The organism is Acidovorax sp. FG60 (assembly GCF_057808995.1).
This window is the reverse complement of the sequence record NZ_JBMDJC010000008.1, coordinates 142739-159056: the sequence shown is the minus strand read 5'-3', so window position 1 is coordinate 159056 and position 16318 is coordinate 142739. Positions and strand designations below refer to the sequence as shown.

16 protein-coding genes are annotated in these 16318 nt (G+C 64.3%); 3 read left to right on the top strand and 13 right to left on the bottom strand.

Annotation, left to right across the window (positions count from 1 at the left end; genetic code table 11):
• Positions 1-51: 51 nt before the first annotated feature.
• The 7 genes from ACODS0_RS13925 to ACODS0_RS13895 are packed head-to-tail and all read right to left on the bottom strand — an operon-like array spanning position 52 to position 6337.
• The gene (locus ACODS0_RS13925; protein ID WP_121508678.1) at positions 52-1230 is read right to left on the bottom strand and encodes an MFS transporter; all 1179 of its coding nucleotides are present in this window, start codon (positions 1228-1230) and stop codon (positions 52-54) included.
• 4 nt (positions 1231-1234) lie between these two features.
• Positions 1235-1783 (bottom strand): glutathione peroxidase, encoded by a 549-nt coding sequence (locus tag ACODS0_RS13920; RefSeq protein WP_060987168.1) that lies wholly within the window; start codon positions 1781-1783, stop codon positions 1235-1237.
• Positions 1780-2313: a carboxymuconolactone decarboxylase family protein gene (locus ACODS0_RS13915; protein WP_294639179.1), complete on the bottom strand. Its 534-nt coding sequence runs from the start codon at positions 2311-2313 to the stop codon at positions 1780-1782. Before ACODS0_RS13915 ends, ACODS0_RS13920 begins: the two co-directional genes overlap by 4 nt.
• A complete protein-coding gene (locus ACODS0_RS13910) occupies positions 2310-3485 on the bottom strand; it encodes a thiolase family protein (protein WP_121506352.1) in 1176 nt (391 codons plus the stop codon). The genes ACODS0_RS13915 and ACODS0_RS13910 overlap by 4 nt, the downstream gene beginning before the upstream one ends.
• Positions 3482-4387, bottom strand: a complete 906-nt coding sequence (locus ACODS0_RS13905) for a 3-hydroxyacyl-CoA dehydrogenase (RefSeq protein WP_119014729.1) — start codon at positions 4385-4387, stop codon at positions 3482-3484. The genes ACODS0_RS13910 and ACODS0_RS13905 overlap by 4 nt, the downstream gene beginning before the upstream one ends.
• Positions 4388-4406: 19 nt before the next feature.
• Positions 4407-5252 (bottom strand): fumarylacetoacetate hydrolase family protein, encoded by an 846-nt coding sequence (locus ACODS0_RS13900; RefSeq protein ID WP_060987171.1) that lies wholly within the window; start codon positions 5250-5252, stop codon positions 4407-4409.
• On the bottom strand, positions 5249-6337 hold the full coding sequence (locus ACODS0_RS13895) for an amidohydrolase family protein (RefSeq protein WP_119014728.1): 1089 nt from the start codon (positions 6335-6337) through the stop codon (positions 5249-5251). Before ACODS0_RS13895 ends, ACODS0_RS13900 begins: the two co-directional genes overlap by 4 nt.
• A 218-nt stretch (positions 6338-6555) precedes the next feature.
• On the opposite strand from ACODS0_RS13895, the gene ACODS0_RS13890 reads away from it, so the two are divergent.
• Positions 6556-7575, top strand: coding sequence for a universal stress protein (locus ACODS0_RS13890; RefSeq protein ID WP_207373863.1), 1020 nt, complete (start codon positions 6556-6558; stop codon positions 7573-7575).
• A gap of 35 nt (positions 7576-7610) precedes the next feature.
• Here the strand turns inward: ACODS0_RS13890 and ACODS0_RS13885 are convergent, their stop codons facing one another.
• A complete protein-coding gene (locus ACODS0_RS13885; RefSeq protein WP_199726994.1) occupies positions 7611-8390 on the bottom strand; it encodes a TetR/AcrR family transcriptional regulator in 780 nt (259 codons plus the stop codon).
• 143 nt (positions 8391-8533) lie between these two features.
• On the opposite strand from ACODS0_RS13885, the gene ACODS0_RS13880 reads away from it, so the two are divergent.
• A complete protein-coding gene (locus tag ACODS0_RS13880; protein WP_060987174.1) occupies positions 8534-10165 on the top strand; it encodes an ATP-dependent acyl-CoA ligase in 1632 nt (543 codons plus the stop codon).
• 17 nt (positions 10166-10182) lie between these two features.
• On the opposite strand, the gene ACODS0_RS13875 is transcribed toward ACODS0_RS13880, so the two are convergent.
• A complete protein-coding gene (locus ACODS0_RS13875; protein WP_060987175.1) occupies positions 10183-10983 on the bottom strand; it encodes an SDR family NAD(P)-dependent oxidoreductase in 801 nt (266 codons plus the stop codon).
• A gap of 122 nt (positions 10984-11105) precedes the next feature.
• Between ACODS0_RS13875 and ACODS0_RS13870 the strand changes: the two genes are divergently transcribed.
• Positions 11106-11846 (top strand): DUF2889 domain-containing protein, encoded by a 741-nt coding sequence (locus ACODS0_RS13870; RefSeq protein WP_063460662.1) that lies wholly within the window; start codon positions 11106-11108, stop codon positions 11844-11846.
• A 14-nt stretch (positions 11847-11860) separates the two neighbouring features.
• On the opposite strand, the gene ACODS0_RS13865 is transcribed toward ACODS0_RS13870, so the two are convergent.
• From ACODS0_RS13865 to ACODS0_RS13850, 4 genes are all read right to left on the bottom strand, one after another.
• Complete coding sequence (locus ACODS0_RS13865; RefSeq protein ID WP_063460663.1) at positions 11861-12397, bottom strand: 3-phenylpropionate/cinnamic acid dioxygenase subunit beta; 537 nt, start codon at positions 12395-12397, stop codon at positions 11861-11863.
• Positions 12398-12439: 42 nt separating this feature from the next.
• The gene (locus ACODS0_RS13860) at positions 12440-13840 is read right to left on the bottom strand and encodes an aromatic ring-hydroxylating dioxygenase subunit alpha (protein WP_063460928.1); all 1401 of its coding nucleotides are present in this window, start codon (positions 13838-13840) and stop codon (positions 12440-12442) included.
• A gap of 184 nt (positions 13841-14024) precedes the next feature.
• Positions 14025-14867: a zinc-binding dehydrogenase gene (locus ACODS0_RS13855; protein WP_488835558.1), complete on the bottom strand. Its 843-nt coding sequence runs from the start codon at positions 14865-14867 to the stop codon at positions 14025-14027.
• 132 nt (positions 14868-14999) lie between these two features.
• Positions 15000-16310 carry an amidohydrolase family protein gene (locus ACODS0_RS13850; protein ID WP_060987180.1) on the bottom strand — a complete coding sequence of 437 codons (1311 nt, stop codon included), beginning with the start codon at positions 16308-16310 and terminating at the stop codon, positions 15000-15002.
• Positions 16311-16318: the final 8 nt, after the last annotated feature.

Genomic DNA, 16318 nt, shown 5'->3' with positions numbered 1-16318 from the left:
GAGATAGGCGATGTGATCGACGCCCGTGCAAAACCGCGTCATCGTTCTTTGTCAGTCGTGCCTGGCCTGGGTCGGCAACCCAAAAGCAGCCCAGGCACCCGCGGAGAGCGCCGCACCGGTCATCCAGAACACCGGGGCAACACCCAACGCGGCGCCGGCGGCGCCAAAACCCAAGGGCATCACCAAGGTGGAGAAATGGATGACGGTGGACCGCAGGCCAAGGGCCTCGCCTTGGCGCTCCGGCGGTGCAAAGGTGTGCAGGCTGGACATGACAGCGGGCTGGATGGCCCCCAGTCCCAGGCCTATGGTGCCGGCGCAAGCCGCCATGGCCCACGTGCTGTCCAACCAGGGATAGAGCAGGAAAACCGATGCCGTCAAGGTCAGCGCACCGGTCATCACCCACCGGGGCTGGAGACGCTCCGCCAAAAAGGGGATCGCCAGCCGCACGGCCGCTGAGGTGACGGCGTAGCTGGCCAGCACCGTGCCGATGGCCGATGCGCTCAAGCCCCGCTCGTGGCCCAGGATCGGCAACGCAAAAGCGTGGGCATCCCAGCAGGCGGCAATCAGCCAATTGATGAAGAACAGTCGCCGAAGATCGCGGTCGCCCAGCAGGTCCCAAGCCTTCGGGGGAGTATCGGTCCGTTTCGCGGGCGCCCGAGGCGCCTCGGCAGGGACTCGGGTGGTGGCGAGCAGCGTCCCCAGAGGCAGCAGAGCCAGTCCGACGAAAGCCGCGCGATAGCTCACATGGTCGATCAGCATGCCCGCCAGGACCGGGCCGATGAAAGTCGCGATGGACGGCGCGAGTGCCACCCAGCTGAAGATCCGCAGGCGTTCCGCCTCGCCCCGGGCCAGCCGGCCTGCCGTGCGCTGCAGTGAAATCATGCCCACCGCAGAGCCCGCCCCCACCAGGGCCGCGGCGCCTCCCAGAGCCCAGACATGGGACGCCGAAGCGGCAAGACCGGCCCCCGCCAGCGCCAGCAAGGCACCAATGCGCGTTCCCAGGTGGTACCCCCGACGATCCACCAGGCGCCCGGCAGGAATGGCGAGCACAAAGGGGAAGGCGGCAAACAGCGCCATCAACAACCCGATCACGGCAGGGCCCCGCGATTCGCTCACCGCCAACAAGGGGACGGTCATGCGCATGCCGTTGAGGCAGCCATGCAATCCGACCTGCGCGGCGACCAGCGTCAGCAGCGTCCATCCGAAACTGAAACGCCCGCTGCGTGCCATGGAATCAACCGAGGGCATCCTCGATGGCCGCGATCAGCCTTGCATCATCGGGTGCCACGTCGGGAGCGAAACGGGCCACCACGGCCCCATCACGGCCAATCAGGAATTTCTCGAAGTTCCACATCACATCGGTATCTGCCTTGGGCAGCAGTTGATGCTTGGACAAGGTGTCGCGCAGCCGTGGATCGCCGGACGCGACGGCATGAGGCTGCGCAGCGATCAGGGCGGCATAGAGCGGGTGTCTGGGCTCACTGTTGATCCGCAATTTGGTGAAAAGCGGAAAGCTCACGCGGTAGTTGGTGTCGCAGAAGTCGCGGATCTCGTCCTCGCTTCCCGGCTCCTGGCCCGCAAAATCGTTGCACGGAAATCCCAGCACGTGCAGGCCACGGTCGCGAAAGCGGTCGTACAGGGACTGCAGGCCGGCGTACTGCGGGGTCAGCCCGCATTGGGAAGCCACGTTGACAACCAGCATCACCTGTCCCTTGAAGGGGGCAAGGCTCGTATCGGAGCCGTTCAGGGCCTGAAGGGGAATGTCGAAGATCGATGTGCTCACGGTGATACCTCCTGGTAGGCTTGTTGAACCAAAGTCATGCGGCCGCCCGCCAGCATCAAAGCGCAGAACATCTGCAGTTCAACGGTCTCGGCGGTCGAAAAGTGCTCGGCCAGCGCTGCGAAATGCCCTTCTCCAACGGCATGCGCATCGGCTGCGAACAGCTCGGCATACGCCAGCGCGGCCCGCTCGGCGGGCGAAAAGTGGGCGCTGCCGATCTGCTGGCAATTGAGGGCTTCCAGGTCTTGCACGTCCACGCGGTCGCTCTTGCGCGCCAACTGGCAGGCTTGGCACTGCGTGATGCTGGCGATGCGCAGCCGCACCAGTTCCCGCAGCCGCCCGTCCAGCACGCCGTGGTTGTAGAACTGGTCCAGCAGCGCCAGCCATGCCAGCGCGGCCTGTGGCCGATGGGCCCAGACCTGCACCGGCACGGTGGAACTGAGCATGCGTGTCTCGACGCCCCGCCGCATGGCCTCGTCCAGCGGCGCCGGAAAATCGGCCAGCGGCACCAGCGGCAGGCGCGCCACGGTCACAGCCGCTCGATGAGGGTGGCGGTCCCCATGCCGCCGGCGCAGCAGATCGCCTGCAGCGCATAACGTCCGCCCCGGCGCTCCAGCTCGTGCAGCATCGACGTCATGATGCGCGCTCCGCTCGCCCCCAAGGGGTGCCCCAGCGCGATGGCGCCGCCGTTGACGTTCAAACGCTCGGAAGACACGCCCAGCTCTTTCATCCAGACCAGGGGAACCGAGGCAAACGCCTCGTTGATCTCGAAGAGGTCGATGTCGTCCAGTGTGAGCCCCGCCTGCGCCAGCACTTTGCGGGTGGCCGCGACCGGCCCGGTAAGCATCAGCGTGGGATCGGAGCCCACCGTGGTCATGGCGAGAATGCGCGCGCGGGGCTTGAGGCCCAGCGATCGGGCCTTGACCGAAGACATCAGCAGCAAACCCGCCGCCCCATCCGAGATCTGCGAAGAGTTCCCGGCAGTCAGGCGACCGTCCGCGCGGAAGCTGGTTTTGAGGGTCGCCAGCTTCTCGACGGCCGTACCGGGACGGATCGTTTCGTCTGCGGAGAACAAGTGCGCCTCGCCCTCTGCGCCCTTCTCGCGCACCTGCATAACGGGCACCGGCACGATTTCTTTCTCGAAATGGCCGGCAGAGGCAGCCGCGCAAGCGCGCCGATGGCTTTCCGCGGCGAACGCATCGAGGTCTTCCCGGCCCAGCTCCCACTGGTCGCACAAGCGCTCGGCCGCTTCACCCTGGCTCGTCATTTCGTAGCGCTCGGCGACCATCCAGCCAAAGGCCTCCCCATGGATGCTGCGGTTGCTGCCCATGGGCACCCGGCTCATGTTCTCGGCACCGCCGGCCACGACCACCTCGGCCGACCCGAACGCAATCAGGCCCGCAGCCACGTGCACGGCCTCTTCACCCGAACCGCATTTGCGGTCGATCGTCAGGCCAGGAATCGTGCAGGGCCAGCCGGCCCCCAGCAGTGAAGTGCGCGCGATATTGGCCGACTGCTCACCGACCTGGGTGACGCAGCCGAAGATGACATCGTCCACCAATTCCGGCTCAAGCCCCGAACGGGTAATGAGCTCGTCCAGGACGACGGCACCCAGGTGATCGGCGCGCACGGGCGCCAGGCTGCCTTTGAATTTTCCGACGGGCGTGCGAACCGCCCCGACGATCACCACATCCGGGCGGCTCACAGAACGCTCGCTTTCAGGCCGGAGCCAGGAATGCGCTGGCCTTTTTCGTCGTACTGGTACACGCCCGCGCCGGTCTTGCGCCCATGGCGGCCGGAGGCCACCATCTTGATGATCAGAGGGCAGGGACGGAACTTGTCGCCCAGCGTCGAGTGCAGGTAACGAAGCACCGACAGCCGGGTATCCCATCCGGTCAGGTCTCCGAGTTCGAGGGGCCCCATCGGATGGTTGAAGCCCATGCGCAGCGCCGTGTCGATGTCCTCGGCAGTGGCCACGCCCTCCTGCAGCATCCACATCGCTTCGTTGCCCAGCATGGCCGACATCCGGCTGGTGGTCAGGCCCGGGGACTCGTTGACGATGATCGACGTCTTGCCCAGCGCGTCGCTGTATTCGCGGGTTCTGGCCACGGTCTCGTCGCTGGTGGCGATGCCGCGCACCAGCTCGACCAGCTTCATTTTGTGCACCGGATTGAAGAAGTGCATGCCCACCACCCGTTCAGGCTGGGGCACGGCCGTGGCGATCTCGGTCACGCTCAGCGCGGAGGTGTTCGTGGCGATGATGGCGTCGGGCAGCATGTGGGCGGCGGCCGTGGCCACCACCTGCTTCTTCACCGCGATGTTCTCGGTGACGGTCTCGACCAGCAGTGCGGCCCCCGCGGATGCGGCAGCGAGATCGGCTTGCGTCGTGAGCCTGGATTTCGCCGCCTCGGCCACCGCCGCATCGAGCTTGCCGAGGCGAACCCCGTCGTCCAGGATCTTGGCCACGGCGGAGAGTGCCTTGGCGGCCGCAGCCTCGTTGCTGTCCACCAGCACGGTGACGAAGCCGGAGCTGGCGAAGGCATGGGCGATGCCGGTTCCCATCAGGCCGCCACCGGCGACGACCACCTTGTTTTGCGTAATGCTCATGTACTGTCTCCCTGATTGCTTATTGGGCTGTCGTGACGATGTTGCGCAACAGACCGATGCCGGGAATCTCGGCCTCGACCACGTCACCGGGCTTGAGAAACTTGCCGGAACCCTGCCCCGTGCCGGCCGGCGAGCCGGTGAACATGACATCGCCGCTCTCGAAACGCGAGCGCTCGTCCACGAACTTCACCAGTTCCGCGACATCCCAGGTCATCTCAGCCGTGTCGCCGTCCTGGCGAATTTCCCCATTCACGCGCAGCAGCAGGCGCAGCGACAGCTTTCCCTCGCGCGCAAACTCATCGCGCGTCACGATCCACGGGCCGAGGCCCGTGGTCTGGTCACCGCTCTTGGCCGCAAATAGATCCATTCCGACACCGGGCGGTCCGCTGCGCTGCAGATCGCGCGAGCTCACGTCGTTGCCCACGGTGTATCCCAGCACGCTGGAGATGGGGTCATCGCGGTTGACCGTGTCGCCGATCACGGCCACCAGTTCCACCTCGTGATCCAGCTCCTGCGTCAGGGGCGGGTAGCGCAATGCGTCGTTCGCCCCGATGAGCGCGCCATGGGCCTTCAGGAAGGCGATAGGCTGGCTGTGGCTCTTGATGCCGAAGTCGGCCGCGAGGTGCTTGGCGTAGTTGGCCCCAGCGACCACCACCCGGTTGGTCTTCTCGATGGGTGGCAGAAGCCGCACCGAGTCGAGCGCGCGCACGGCGCCACGGAAGCGCAGCGCAGCCTCCCCCTCGCCGCGCGTGATAGCCGGGCCCCAATCGGAGACCCCGCCCTCGATCGGGCGCAGTTCGTCGCGTTCGGTATCGACCAGCGCCCAGAACGGGGCACCGCCATCGGTGCAGCGTGCGAGCTTCATGCGGCGACTCTGGCAGCAGGTTGGACGGCGGGCTTGCCCAGCTTGGCAGGATCCAGGTGCAGCAGCTCGCACGCATTCTTCCAGCGAATCTTCTGCAGATCGTCGTCCGACAGGCGCAGGCCATCGGTCAGGTCGTGGCGAACGGCATCGCTGCCGCCGAAGTTGCTGCCATACAGAACGCGATCGGCACCAATGATGTCAACCAGTGCCTGGCGCATCGGCACCTCGTGCAATTCGACGTCGAACCAGAAGTTCTTCAGATACTCCTCGACCGGCTTCTTGTTGAACGCCACGTCGAGATTGCGGTTGGTCTGGGCCAGACGGCCGAGCTGGTACGGGATGTACCCGCCGCCATGGGTGATGTAGACCTTGAGATTGGGGAAGCGATCCAGAACGCCGCCATTGATAAGGTACCAGAAGAATCGCGTCTCGTCGTAGTTCATGCCGACGATGGCCGTGGTTTCGTACTGGTCATGGTCGGCCTGCATGCCCCAGGTGACCGATTGGTTGTAGCCGTGGATGAAGATCGGCAGATCGAGGTCGCACATCGTTTTCCAGACGACGTCGAGCTGCGGCGAATCCGCCTCCAGCCCGCCGAAGTTCGCGCCGCCGGCCACCAGGCCCTTCGCGCCGAGTTCGGTGCAGGCGCGGCGGATTTCCTTGGCTGCGTCGTGCGGCGCATTCAGCGGCGCATGGGCCCAGAACATCAGGCGATCCGGCGCGGCCGAGCAGTAGTCGGCCAGGATGTCGTTGACCTTGGTGGCGAAGCGCACCGAGAACTCGGGGTCGGCCCAGTACATGTAGCAGTGCGAAGGCACCGACAGCACCTGCGCATTCTGCCCTGCGGCATCCATGCCATTGAGGCGGTTCTTCGGATCCGCCCAACGGGCCATGTATTCCTCGACGCTCGGTCCCTTCCCGGCACGAACCGCTGCCTTGCGTTCGGGCGAGCCCAGGCGCAGCACCCAATGGCCAACGCGAAGCTTGACGTCGCCATCCGGGTGCCGCTCAAAGAACGGCCCCCAAAACGGATGCTGGTTGTAGTACCCCGGTAGCGGGGCATGGGCGTGGAGGTCGATCAGCATGGTGATTCTTTCAGGTTCGGGCACGGCCCCAAGGGCCGGTGCAGATGTCGTTCGCGTGCTACTGAAGCAGTGACAGCCGCCAGAAATCCGGCATGCGTTTGCACTGCGTCAATGCGATATTAATCAAAAACAGCGATTCTGTTCAAGTTATCGAAAACACTGAGGCGACGACACAGCCGCTACAGACACCCTGAAGACTGTCTTGCATGGAGCTCTTTATGTACAAACACCTGCTCGTCGCCCTGGACGACACCCCGCTGGGAATGGCAACCGTCACCCATTCGGTCAGCTTTGCGCGGGCCCTGGGGGCTCGGATCACCTTTTTCCACGCGGCCCCCGATCTGGCCGCCACCGGCGAAGGCTCCATGCTGCATTCGCTCGACCGCCAAGCCTTCACCGCCGAAAGCGACATGCCCCGACATGCGGTGCTGCTCAAGGCGGCCACGGCCGCGAGGATCGGCGGCGTCGAATGCTCGACGGATGCGCTCGTCAGCGACCATCCGGCCCAAGCCATTCTCGAAGCGGCGCAACGGCACGCCTGCGATCTGCTCTTCGTGAGTTCCCACGGCCGCGTGCCTGGCTTGCGGGGTTGGCTGCACAGCAGCGTGACCCGCCAGCTGCTGCAAATCGCCAACCTTCCCGTGCATGTGGCCAGCATCGAGTCGAATGACGAGCAGGCCGACGCGAACCGCGCGCTCGCCATCGTGGCGGGAGAACATCGTTCCATCGCTGCGGTACTCACCGGCCTGCAGCAATTGGATCGCGCAGGGCGTATCGATGGCACGATTCCCGACGTGGCGCTGATGCGGCAAATGGCTGACTACCTGCGCCAGTTTCCGACGAGGCTGCACCACCCCAAGGAAGAGGCCTTCATCTTCCGCCTGCTCCGGCAGCGCACGAGCGAACACAATGCAGTGCTGGACGAACTGGAACGGCAGCATGTGCTGGAAAACACCTTGATCGATGCCTTGTTCACCGCCCTCGCCCGTCACGGGCATGGAGATGCAGACGCCGCGGAAGCAGTCACCGCTGCCGTCCAGCGCCTGAGCGGCGCGGTCTGGGAGCACATGTCCCTGGAGGAGACCGTCATTTTCCCGGCTGCACGCCGGCATCTGACCAGCGCCGACTGGTCAGTTGTCTACAAAGCCTTTTCCGCGCACCACGACCCCCTTTTCAGCCACTCCCCCGAGATGCCGATGAGGCAATTGTTCGCGCGCATCGCTACCGCCCTGCAATAGGGTGACGGGTGCATGCCACTGCCGCAGGAGACAATTCACCGCCTAGCGCGGGGGGGTGCACCTGTGGCCAGGGCCTCCACCATTCGGCCAATGCGCCGGGGCAACGTCTTGCGATCAGCATCCCCCGGCACCAGTTGCTCGCTCAACACATAGCGGATCAGGAGTTCGCATACCAGTTCCCGATCCACCTTGACGCCAAAACGAGCCTCCCAGGCATCGAAAACAGAGCCGAGAACGTCCTGGAACCGGACCACCGAGTCGTGGAAGATGCGGCGAAAGAAACCAAGGGCGTATTCCGGTGCGGCGACCAGCAACCGGCGCGCGCGGCCATGCTCCAAGTAGTGGTCCAGGTAGCGAATCAACGCGTCGAAGCGCTCGTCGGGGTCCTGGTAGGGTTGGACGGCCTCTGCCAAGGTGACATGGAACTGCTCGCGTTTGTGACGGGCAAACGCATCCAGCAGTTCATCCTGAGACGCGAAATAGCGATAGAACGTGCCGCGGGAAATACCCGCCTCGCGGCAGACATCGAGTATCGAGATCCGCTCGGCGCCAGATTTCAGCACGATGTTCTCGGTGACCATCAGGATGTTCGCAATCGTTTGCTCGGAACGCCGGTTGCTGCGCCCACGGCGTACGCCAACCGGCCCTGTCTCTGCGGCCACCGGGCTCTTCTTCTCCACCATGGCGACAGCCGCCGCAGGTTTCTGCACAACAGGCGCCGCAACGCCACGATCCACCACCCTGCGACGGGGCTTGCCAACCGCTTTCGATGCGACTGCGGCTTGCTTGTTCGTGCTCTTGAGGGTCATTTCCATGCTTTCTGAGGTTCAGTGAGAGATTCGGCGCTTGGCGATGCGGCCAAGGGTTTACCAGCACGCGCGGTGAAAAATCTAAATATAGAATTCTCATCTTTATCTAGAATTTTTTGCATCCTTGGGTGTGGCTTGGAGCGTTTTGCATGGCAGGAATCGGCAATCCCGACACGTGGTCCCTCGGTCAACAAGATACGGTCATTGCGGCGCTCGAACGCGCGGTAGCCAAACATTCCGACCGGGTGTTGCTCGACTTCTCGGGTGAACTCCATACCTACGGCGAAGTGGATCGCCAGTCGACCCGTTTGGCCCATGCGTTCGCGGCGCTGGGCGTGCAACCCGGCCAGACGGTCGTGACGATGCTCGACAACAACATCGATGCCGTGCTGTGCTGGTTCGCCATCAATAAGCTCTGCGCCGTCAGCGTACCCATCAACACCGCGCTCAAGGGTGAATTCCTGCGCCACCAGATTGCCGATGCTGGCGCGGCGCTCGTGGTCTGCGAGGCTGCGTATGCCGAACGCATCGCGGCGGTTTCGGACGGGTTGCCGGACGTGCAGCAGGTCCTGACCCGGGGAACGCCCGGCGACAGGCAGTGCGGCACCCTGCCCCTGGCCTCGCTCGACGAACACCGCGGCAGCGATGACAGCGCGTTCGAGCGCAAACCCCAGCCCTGGGAACTGGCCTGCCTCATCTACACCTCGGGCACGACCGGACCGTCCAAGGGCTGCATGATCAGCTACAACTACATGTGCAATCTGGCGCGTCTGCAACTGCGCGCCGGGCCGGCCAACGAAAACGACGTCACGATCACGCCCCTGCCGCTGTTCCACATGAACGCCATGTGCGTGGGCGTGCTGGCATCGATTCTGGTCGGCGCCCGCGTCGCTTTCGTTCCGCGTTTTTCGGTGTCGAACTTCTGGCCCGAAGTGGAGCGCAGCGGTGCCACCATCGCCTCCATCCTGGGCAGCATGGGGGCGATGCTGGCCAACGCGCCGGATACCGAGGCCGGGCGGCGCTGCAAGGGGCAGATCCATACAGTGCGGGGCAATCCGTTCACGGAGGAAGTCAAATCCATCTGGCGCGAACGCTTCGGCGCGAAACAGGTGGGCGGCAACGGCTATGGCCTCACCGAAGCGGCAGTGATCACTTCGCTGGCCGGTGGCGAGTATGCCGCACCCGGTTCGTCTGGAAAGCGCATTCCCGATTTCGACGTGCGCATCGTGGACGACCTCGACCGGGAAGTGCCGACCGGGACTTCTGGCGAAATCGTGGTGCGGCCGCTGCGCCCGGACATCATGTTCATGGGCTACTGGCGCAGGCCGGAAGACACGCTGAAGATCATGCGCAACCTCTGGCTGCACACCGGGGATATTGGCAAGTTCGACGAGCAAGGCTTTTTCTATTTCGTTGATCGCAAGAAAGACTACCTGCGCAGACGCGGCGAAAACATCTCCAGCTTCGAGATGGAGGCTGCCTTCGCCCGCCACCCGGCCCTGGCCGAAGTCGCCGTGCACGCCGTCCCGTCCGACAAGGGGGAAGACGACGTCAAGGTGACCGCCATGCTGCGCCCTGGCATGGCGCTGGCGCCCGAGGATCTTTTCCAGTGGGCCATCGACGCCGTCCCCTACTACGCCCTGCCGCGTTACATCGAATTCCGCGACAGCCTTCCCAAGAACCCCCAGGGGCGGGTTCTGAAGTATGAACTGCGCGACCAAGGTTGCACACCGGCCACCTGGGACCAGGAAACCAGCGGCATACAGGTCACCAAGCGCTGAAGCCTGTCTCCGGTGCATCAGTATTCGCGCACCGGCACATGGGCCGGGCGCGAGTTGTAGCCTGGCAAATGCAGCCCACCGTCCACGTGCATGGTGATTCCGGTCACGAACCGCGCCATCTCCGAGCCCAGAAAGACGGCCACTGGCCCGATATCCAGTTCCGGATCACCCGAGCGACCCATGGGCCGGGCGGCGGCCGAGCGCTCGGCGAAACCGGGGATTTCGGCGGCCAGCTTATGGAATGTCGCCCCCATGGCTGTCGGTGCAATGGCGTTGCAAGTGATGTTGAACCGGCCCCATTCGGCCGCCGCGCTGCGCGTCAGTCCGACGACACCGGATTTGCCCGTGTTGTAGTCGGCATGCTGCCAGGCTCCGATGTCCACGTCGATCGACGTGAAATTGATGATGCGCCCACCACCGCGCGCACGCATGTGCGGCAAGGCAGCGCGCATGGCCCACCAGGACGCCCAGACGGTAGATGTCAGCGTACGCTCCAGCATCGCATCCGTCTTGTCCTCCAGCAACACGTTCTCGGATGGGACGAAGGCATTGTTGATGAGAATGTCGAGCCCGCCAAAGCTATCCGCTGCGGCCTGAATAGCGGCTTCCACGCTGTCCTTGCGGAGCACGTCGGTGGGCACGAACAGGGCGCGCGCGCCCATCTGCTGGAGTTCGGCCTCGGCCTCGGCGCCGGTCACGGGATCGAGCTCGGCAATCAGTACCGCAGCGCCTTCTCGCGCATAGCAGCGTGCAATGCCGCGTCCGATACCACCGCCCGCTCCGGTGATCAGCGCCACCTTGTCTTTCAGCAAGCCCATTGAATCTCCTTATATTAGACAGAATTCTTTTTATCGTACACTTTAAGACACTTCGTGTCAGCCGGAAAAATCAGGCTTCGCGCGTTGCCAGCCGACGGCAGAGGCCCCGAAAGAAAGTTCCCATGCCTGTATTCCGACGCCGCATTCTGATCGCAACCGATCCCGTGGAAGCCGGCTTTCGCTGCCGGGCCGCGCTGGAGGATGACTTCCATCATTTCCGGGTCGAACTCGTCGTCCGGGATGGGCTCATCGCCTTCGTGCGTGGCGAAGCTCCTCGCCACCCTTACAGCCTGTGTCCTTCGGCGGCTGGCCAACTCCAACAGCTGGTCGGCACTCCCCCTGCGACAAGCGCTCACGGCGTGATGCGCCAAGTCGATCCCAGCGAGCAATGCACCCACATGCTGGAACTCAGCGGCCTGGCCGCGGCCGCCGCGTCCCGGGCCCTGCCGCGACGCCGTTATGACATCGAGGTGCCACTGAGAATCGAAGGACGCACATACGCGACCCTCGATCGCGACGGCATCCGGCTGCTGGCCTGGGATATCCAGGACCTGGACATCGTAGGGCCTCCCCCTTACGAAGGCATCGGGTTGCGCCAGGGCATGGCGCGCTGGGCGTTTGCCCACCTGACCGAAGACATGGCCGAAGCAGCACTGGTATTGCGGCGATGTGCCGTGATTTCCATGGGGAAGAATCGTCCCCTCGATGCACAGCGCCATGCCAGAACGACCGGGGCCTGCTATGCGCAGCAGCCTGGAAGAGCCCCTCTGGCTTTGCGCCAAGTGGGCTCGACCTGGAATTTCACGTGGCAGCCCGGCCAGCTATGCCGCGATGACCAGGAATGGCTCGCGTTCAAGGCTTGAAGGCAAGCGCGAGGTCAAAGGAAGATGGCCAGATTCGGCGTACCCAGCACGGCCTGGTCCAGCAGGATCTCGCGCTTGGCCAGCTTGAACCCCTCGCCATCAGCCCGCAGGATGTCCCTGCGTTCCGCGCTGATCAGGTCGTATTCATCGAAGTTGAACCGGCTGCGCGTCACTAGCAGATAGCTGCGCACACTGTATTCCTGGGGCTTGTCCGTCTCTTCGACCAGAACGTTGGTCACGAGTCGGCGCGTGCGCGATGGTGGATCTTCCGCCCAGGCGCTCTTGGTGCCGGTAAGGCGCACGATGCGCCCCATCACGGAGCGCCAATCGTCGTGGTAGTGCTGCATGGTGCGCACCACCGATGCCGCCTGCTGGTTGACCGGCCGTGTTTCCCTCAAGGGAGCGGAGTAGATCAGGTCTTGCGCGAGCAGGGCGCCCCATTCCTTGAGGCGGATTTCGTCAAGCAGGCGCGCCTCGACGTACAGAAATTGAAGGATCTGGTTGTAAACCGGCGATCCGATAGGCACCAGGGCGCCTTGGGCTTCACTCATGGGAGTCTCCGAGATTGGATGGTATCGAGTTGCAAGGAAGGATCAGACCGCGTCGCCCATGAGCTGGCGCCAGTACAACCACCAGTGCCACTGCGTGTCGTCCTTGGTGAAGCCTTCGTTGACGATGCCCGGGCCGGGCCAGCCTTTGGGCGCCCCGGTTTCATAGACAGCCTGGTACTTCAGGGTCATCTTCTTGCCCTGCGCGCCCTTGGCGGCCAGGGTCATGTGCGGCCAGGTGTCGGAGTCGTCCTGCTCCACCATGCCTGATGTGCCAAACAGCTGGATGGTCTGCCTGAGCATCTTGTCGCGCAACTCCTGCGGGGCGTCCTTTTCCGCAAAGATCCAGTTCACGAACTCCAGCTTGTCGGGCCCCTTCGGGACGTAGGCATGCATGGTCATCGAGCCGACCACCGAGCCATCGGCCTGTGGGATGTAGACGAAGCCAAACAGCACGTTCGGGAAGATGCCGCCGACCTGCGGCGGCATGCTGGTCTGCACATGCAGCTGTTCGGGCGTGAGGTTGCGCTTGAGCTGCTCGACCATCTCCTTCGTCATGCCGGCTGGCGGGAGCGCATTGAGCTTTTCGTCCACGCTCAGCACGTCGGGATCGAGCCCGGTCATGCGGCGAATCTTCCGCCCCAGGTCGATGCATCGCAACGCGTGCCCGTGCGGCGAACTGACTTCCACCCCGTACATCTCTGGGCTCAGGTCGCCACCGCTGCCCTCCCCTTCGCCCTTCTTGGAATAGTTGCCGACCTCGCCAAGCCAGCGGTGCAGGGTCAGCGTGTGGTAGCCGTCGGCGGCAGACTGCTCCCCTGCTGCCTTCCAGTTGGCACGCACCGTGAAGCGCTGCGGCGGCCCCAGCACTTCCATGCCTTTGTCGGTGCGCTTGAAAAGGATGTCGTAGTACCACTTGGCGTCGCCAAGGAATTCCTCGAACGAGGGGCCATCGATGTTCCAGGTTGCAAAGATCAGCCCGCCATACAAGGTGACCCGGGCCTTCTTCAACCCCAGTTCCTCCTTGCTCATCATCTTGCCGTGCATCGTCTCCTTCTCGACCGGCGCGCCGAGAAAGGCTCCGTTCGGACGGAAAGCCCAGCCATGGTAGATGCAGGTGTGGATCTGCGTGTTGCCCGCATCCAGGGTCGAAACCCGCATGCCCCGGTGCGTGCACAGGTTGAGAAGCACGTGAACCTCGCCCGACTTATCGCGCGTGACCAGCACCGAGTCGGAACCCATGTCGCGAGTGACGAAGTCCCCCGAGTTGGGAATCTCGGACTCATGGCCGAGGAAAACCCAGATCTTGCCGAAGATCCGCTCCATCTCCAGCTCGTAGAGCTCGGGGTCCGAGAGCGCGCGCATCTGCACCTCCCGTGTGTTCACATTGACCAGATCAACGACCTTGGTTCCATCGGAAAGCGTGGGGGGGGTGGGGCTTAGCATGCGCGTCTCCTTCATCTGTTTGGGCAGCTGTGGGGACGAAATATAAACAACCTAGCAAAGTCTGTACATATAAAGCCCGTTCCAGTGGCCCAAATGCGGCCAAAAACCAGGGTTAACACTAGGTTCGCGCATACCCTCCCAGCCTGGCATCCGCGCCATCCTTCTGGTTCGTGCCGAATTCCGATCAGGCCTTGAGAGAAGCGGTGATCTTGGCATGTGGCCCCGCCACCTGGCTTGCCCAGGCGTCCGGCATCTGGTCGAAGCGATACCCGACATGGTCAAAGGTGATGCGATGCTCGTGCGCCATCCGCAGGAGCCGGCGCCAGGTGGCCTCGCGATCGCTGGCCGAGCGCTGCCCCGTACCCACGCAACTGAGCGTGCGGAACAGCAGGTCGGCGATATCGAGCTTCACTTCGCGCCCGCCCCCCGTGCCGACGGTGAGGATGCGCGCGCCCCAGCGCGTGGCCTTCAGCGCCGCGAGCATGGGCGCACCGCATACGCCGTCGAGAACCACGTCGAACCCCTCGCCCGCCACGGCCTTCAGGGCCACGGCATCGTCGGTGCCGCCCAGGGCCACCACCGCGTCGGCCAGGCCCCGCGCGCGCAAGCGCTCCAGGGCGGCCGCATCGCGGGCCGCCCCCACCACACGGCCAGCGCCCAGAATGCGCGCGAGCTGCAGGGCGAGCTGCCCGAGCGTTCCCGTGGCCCCCAAGATCAGCACGGTTTCGCCAGGCTGGATGCGGGCCTGTTCCAGCGGCAGCAGTGCGCCGGTGCCCGCGATGCCCATGGTGATGGCCAGCGCATCGTCGACATCGTCGGGAACGTCCCACACCTCTTCGGTAGGTACCAAGGTGCGTTCGGCCCAGGCCCCGAAGGGCGCCACCGAGCGCTCGCCGAAATAGACCCGGCGCCCGTCCGGGGCGTGGCCTACCCCCTCGCCCCGAATCACGCACGGGAATTGCACGCCCAGGCGGTAGGCCCCCAGAACATCCCAGCCTCCCAGCCCCGCGGTATCGACCTTGATCAAGGTCGCGCCCTCGCGAGCCTGTGGTTCGGGAAAGTCCTGCAGAACCGGCGGCAGTCCGCGCTCGGCAATCACGGCCGCCCGCATCATGCAGCCCCCAGATCGTAGAGATGGCTCATCTGATGCTCCCAAAGGCTACAGCGCGGTCTCTGCGTCCGCATCAGCGAACATCTTGTTGATGTCGCCCGAGGTCACCGGCTTGCCCGTCTGCCGCACCGGCTTGGCCCCCCCCATGCCCAGCATCGGTTCGACACTCACGTGCTTGGCCTGCGCCCGCAGCGCTCCCACGGTGCAGTTCTCGCGTCCCAGGATGGAGAACGGGTCGTAGGAGAACTCGCGCATGGCGTTGAGGTGGCCGATCTTGTCGATCTGCGCGTCCGTCAGGTGCCGGGTCTGCGCATGGAAGATCTCCGGCGAACCCGGCCAGGTGCAGTCGGAGTGCGGGTAGTCGCACTCCCAGGTCACCTTGTCTTCGCCGATGTCGGCCAGATTGCGCAAGCCGAACTCGTCTTCGATGAAGCAGGTGATGATGTGCTGCCTGAAGACGTCGCTGGGCTTGCCGCCGCCGAAGTCCGTCATGGTCCACTCGTGATGGTGCCGGTAGGTGAAGTCGGCACGCTCCAGCAGGTATGGAATCCATCCGATGCTGCCCTCGGAGAGGGCCATGCGCAGATTGGGGTACTTCTTCCACATGGGGGCCCATATCCAGTCGGCGGCCGAGTTGGCGATCGAGATCGGCATCGAGGTGATCCAGGCATCGATCGGCGTGAGGTCCGAGGCATGCTCGGCCTTGACGCCGGTGCCGATGTGGCAGCAGATCACCACGTCATTGTCCGCGCAAGCCTTCCACACCGGATCCCAATGGTCGGAGTGGATCGAGGGGAACCCATGCAGCGCGGGGTTGTCCGAGAGGGAGATCGCGTGAACCCCCAGCTTGGCCATGCGGCGGATCTCCTGGGCAGCCAGTTCACCATCCCACCATGGAATCAGGCTCAGCGGAATGAACCGCCCCGGCGCTGCATTGCACCAGTCGTGCAGGTGCCAGTCGTTGTAGGCCTGGATGGCGGCGAACGAAACCTCCCGCGCATCCCTGTACTGCTGGAAGCGCTGCCCCGCGAAACCGGGAAAGGTCGGGAAGCAGATGGAGCCCAGCACACCATTGGCGTTCATATCGTCCACCCGGGCCTTGATGTCCCACGTCCCGCGGCGCATGTGCTCGTAGCCCAAAGGCTCCATGCCGTATTCGTCCTTGGGGCGCCCCACCACGGAGTTCAGGCCCATGTAGCCTGTCGCGCGGTCTTCGAAGACCCAGACGTCACGGCCCCTGCTTTGAACCACCTTGGGCTGGCGGCCCTTGAATTTGGCTGGCATGTGGCGATCAAAAGCCCCGCGCGGCTCGATCGCGTGGTCGTCAACGCTGACAAGAATGAGGTCGTCGAGTTTCATGATGGACT

Excerpts from the sequence above, each read along its gene's own strand:
- ACODS0_RS13925 (WP_121508678.1), bottom strand. The coding sequence starts at position 1,230 with ATGGCACGCAGCGGGCGTTTCAGTTTCGGATGGACGCTGCTGACGCTG.
- ACODS0_RS13905 (WP_119014729.1), bottom strand. The coding sequence starts at position 4,387 with ATGAGCATTACGCAAAACAAGGTGGTCGTCGCCGGTGGCGGCCTGATG.
- ACODS0_RS13900 (WP_060987171.1), bottom strand. The coding sequence starts at position 5,252 with ATGAAGCTCGCACGCTGCACCGATGGCGGTGCCCCGTTCTGGGCGCTG.
- ACODS0_RS13895 (WP_119014728.1), bottom strand. The coding sequence starts at position 6,337 with ATGCTGATCGACCTCCACGCCCATGCCCCGCTACCGGGGTACTACAAC.
- ACODS0_RS13890 (WP_207373863.1), top strand. The coding sequence starts at position 6,556 with ATGTACAAACACCTGCTCGTCGCCCTGGACGACACCCCGCTGGGAATG.
- ACODS0_RS13885 (WP_199726994.1), bottom strand. The coding sequence starts at position 8,390 with ATGGAAATGACCCTCAAGAGCACGAACAAGCAAGCCGCAGTCGCATCG.
- ACODS0_RS13880 (WP_060987174.1), top strand. The coding sequence starts at position 8,534 with ATGGCAGGAATCGGCAATCCCGACACGTGGTCCCTCGGTCAACAAGAT.
- ACODS0_RS13875 (WP_060987175.1), bottom strand. The coding sequence starts at position 10,983 with ATGGGCTTGCTGAAAGACAAGGTGGCGCTGATCACCGGAGCGGGCGGT.
- ACODS0_RS13870 (WP_063460662.1), top strand. The coding sequence starts at position 11,106 with ATGCCTGTATTCCGACGCCGCATTCTGATCGCAACCGATCCCGTGGAA.
- ACODS0_RS13865 (WP_063460663.1), bottom strand. The coding sequence starts at position 12,397 with ATGAGTGAAGCCCAAGGCGCCCTGGTGCCTATCGGATCGCCGGTTTAC.
- ACODS0_RS13860 (WP_063460928.1), bottom strand. The coding sequence starts at position 13,840 with ATGCTAAGCCCCACCCCCCCCACGCTTTCCGATGGAACCAAGGTCGTT.
- ACODS0_RS13850 (WP_060987180.1), bottom strand. The coding sequence starts at position 16,310 with ATGAAACTCGACGACCTCATTCTTGTCAGCGTTGACGACCACGCGATC.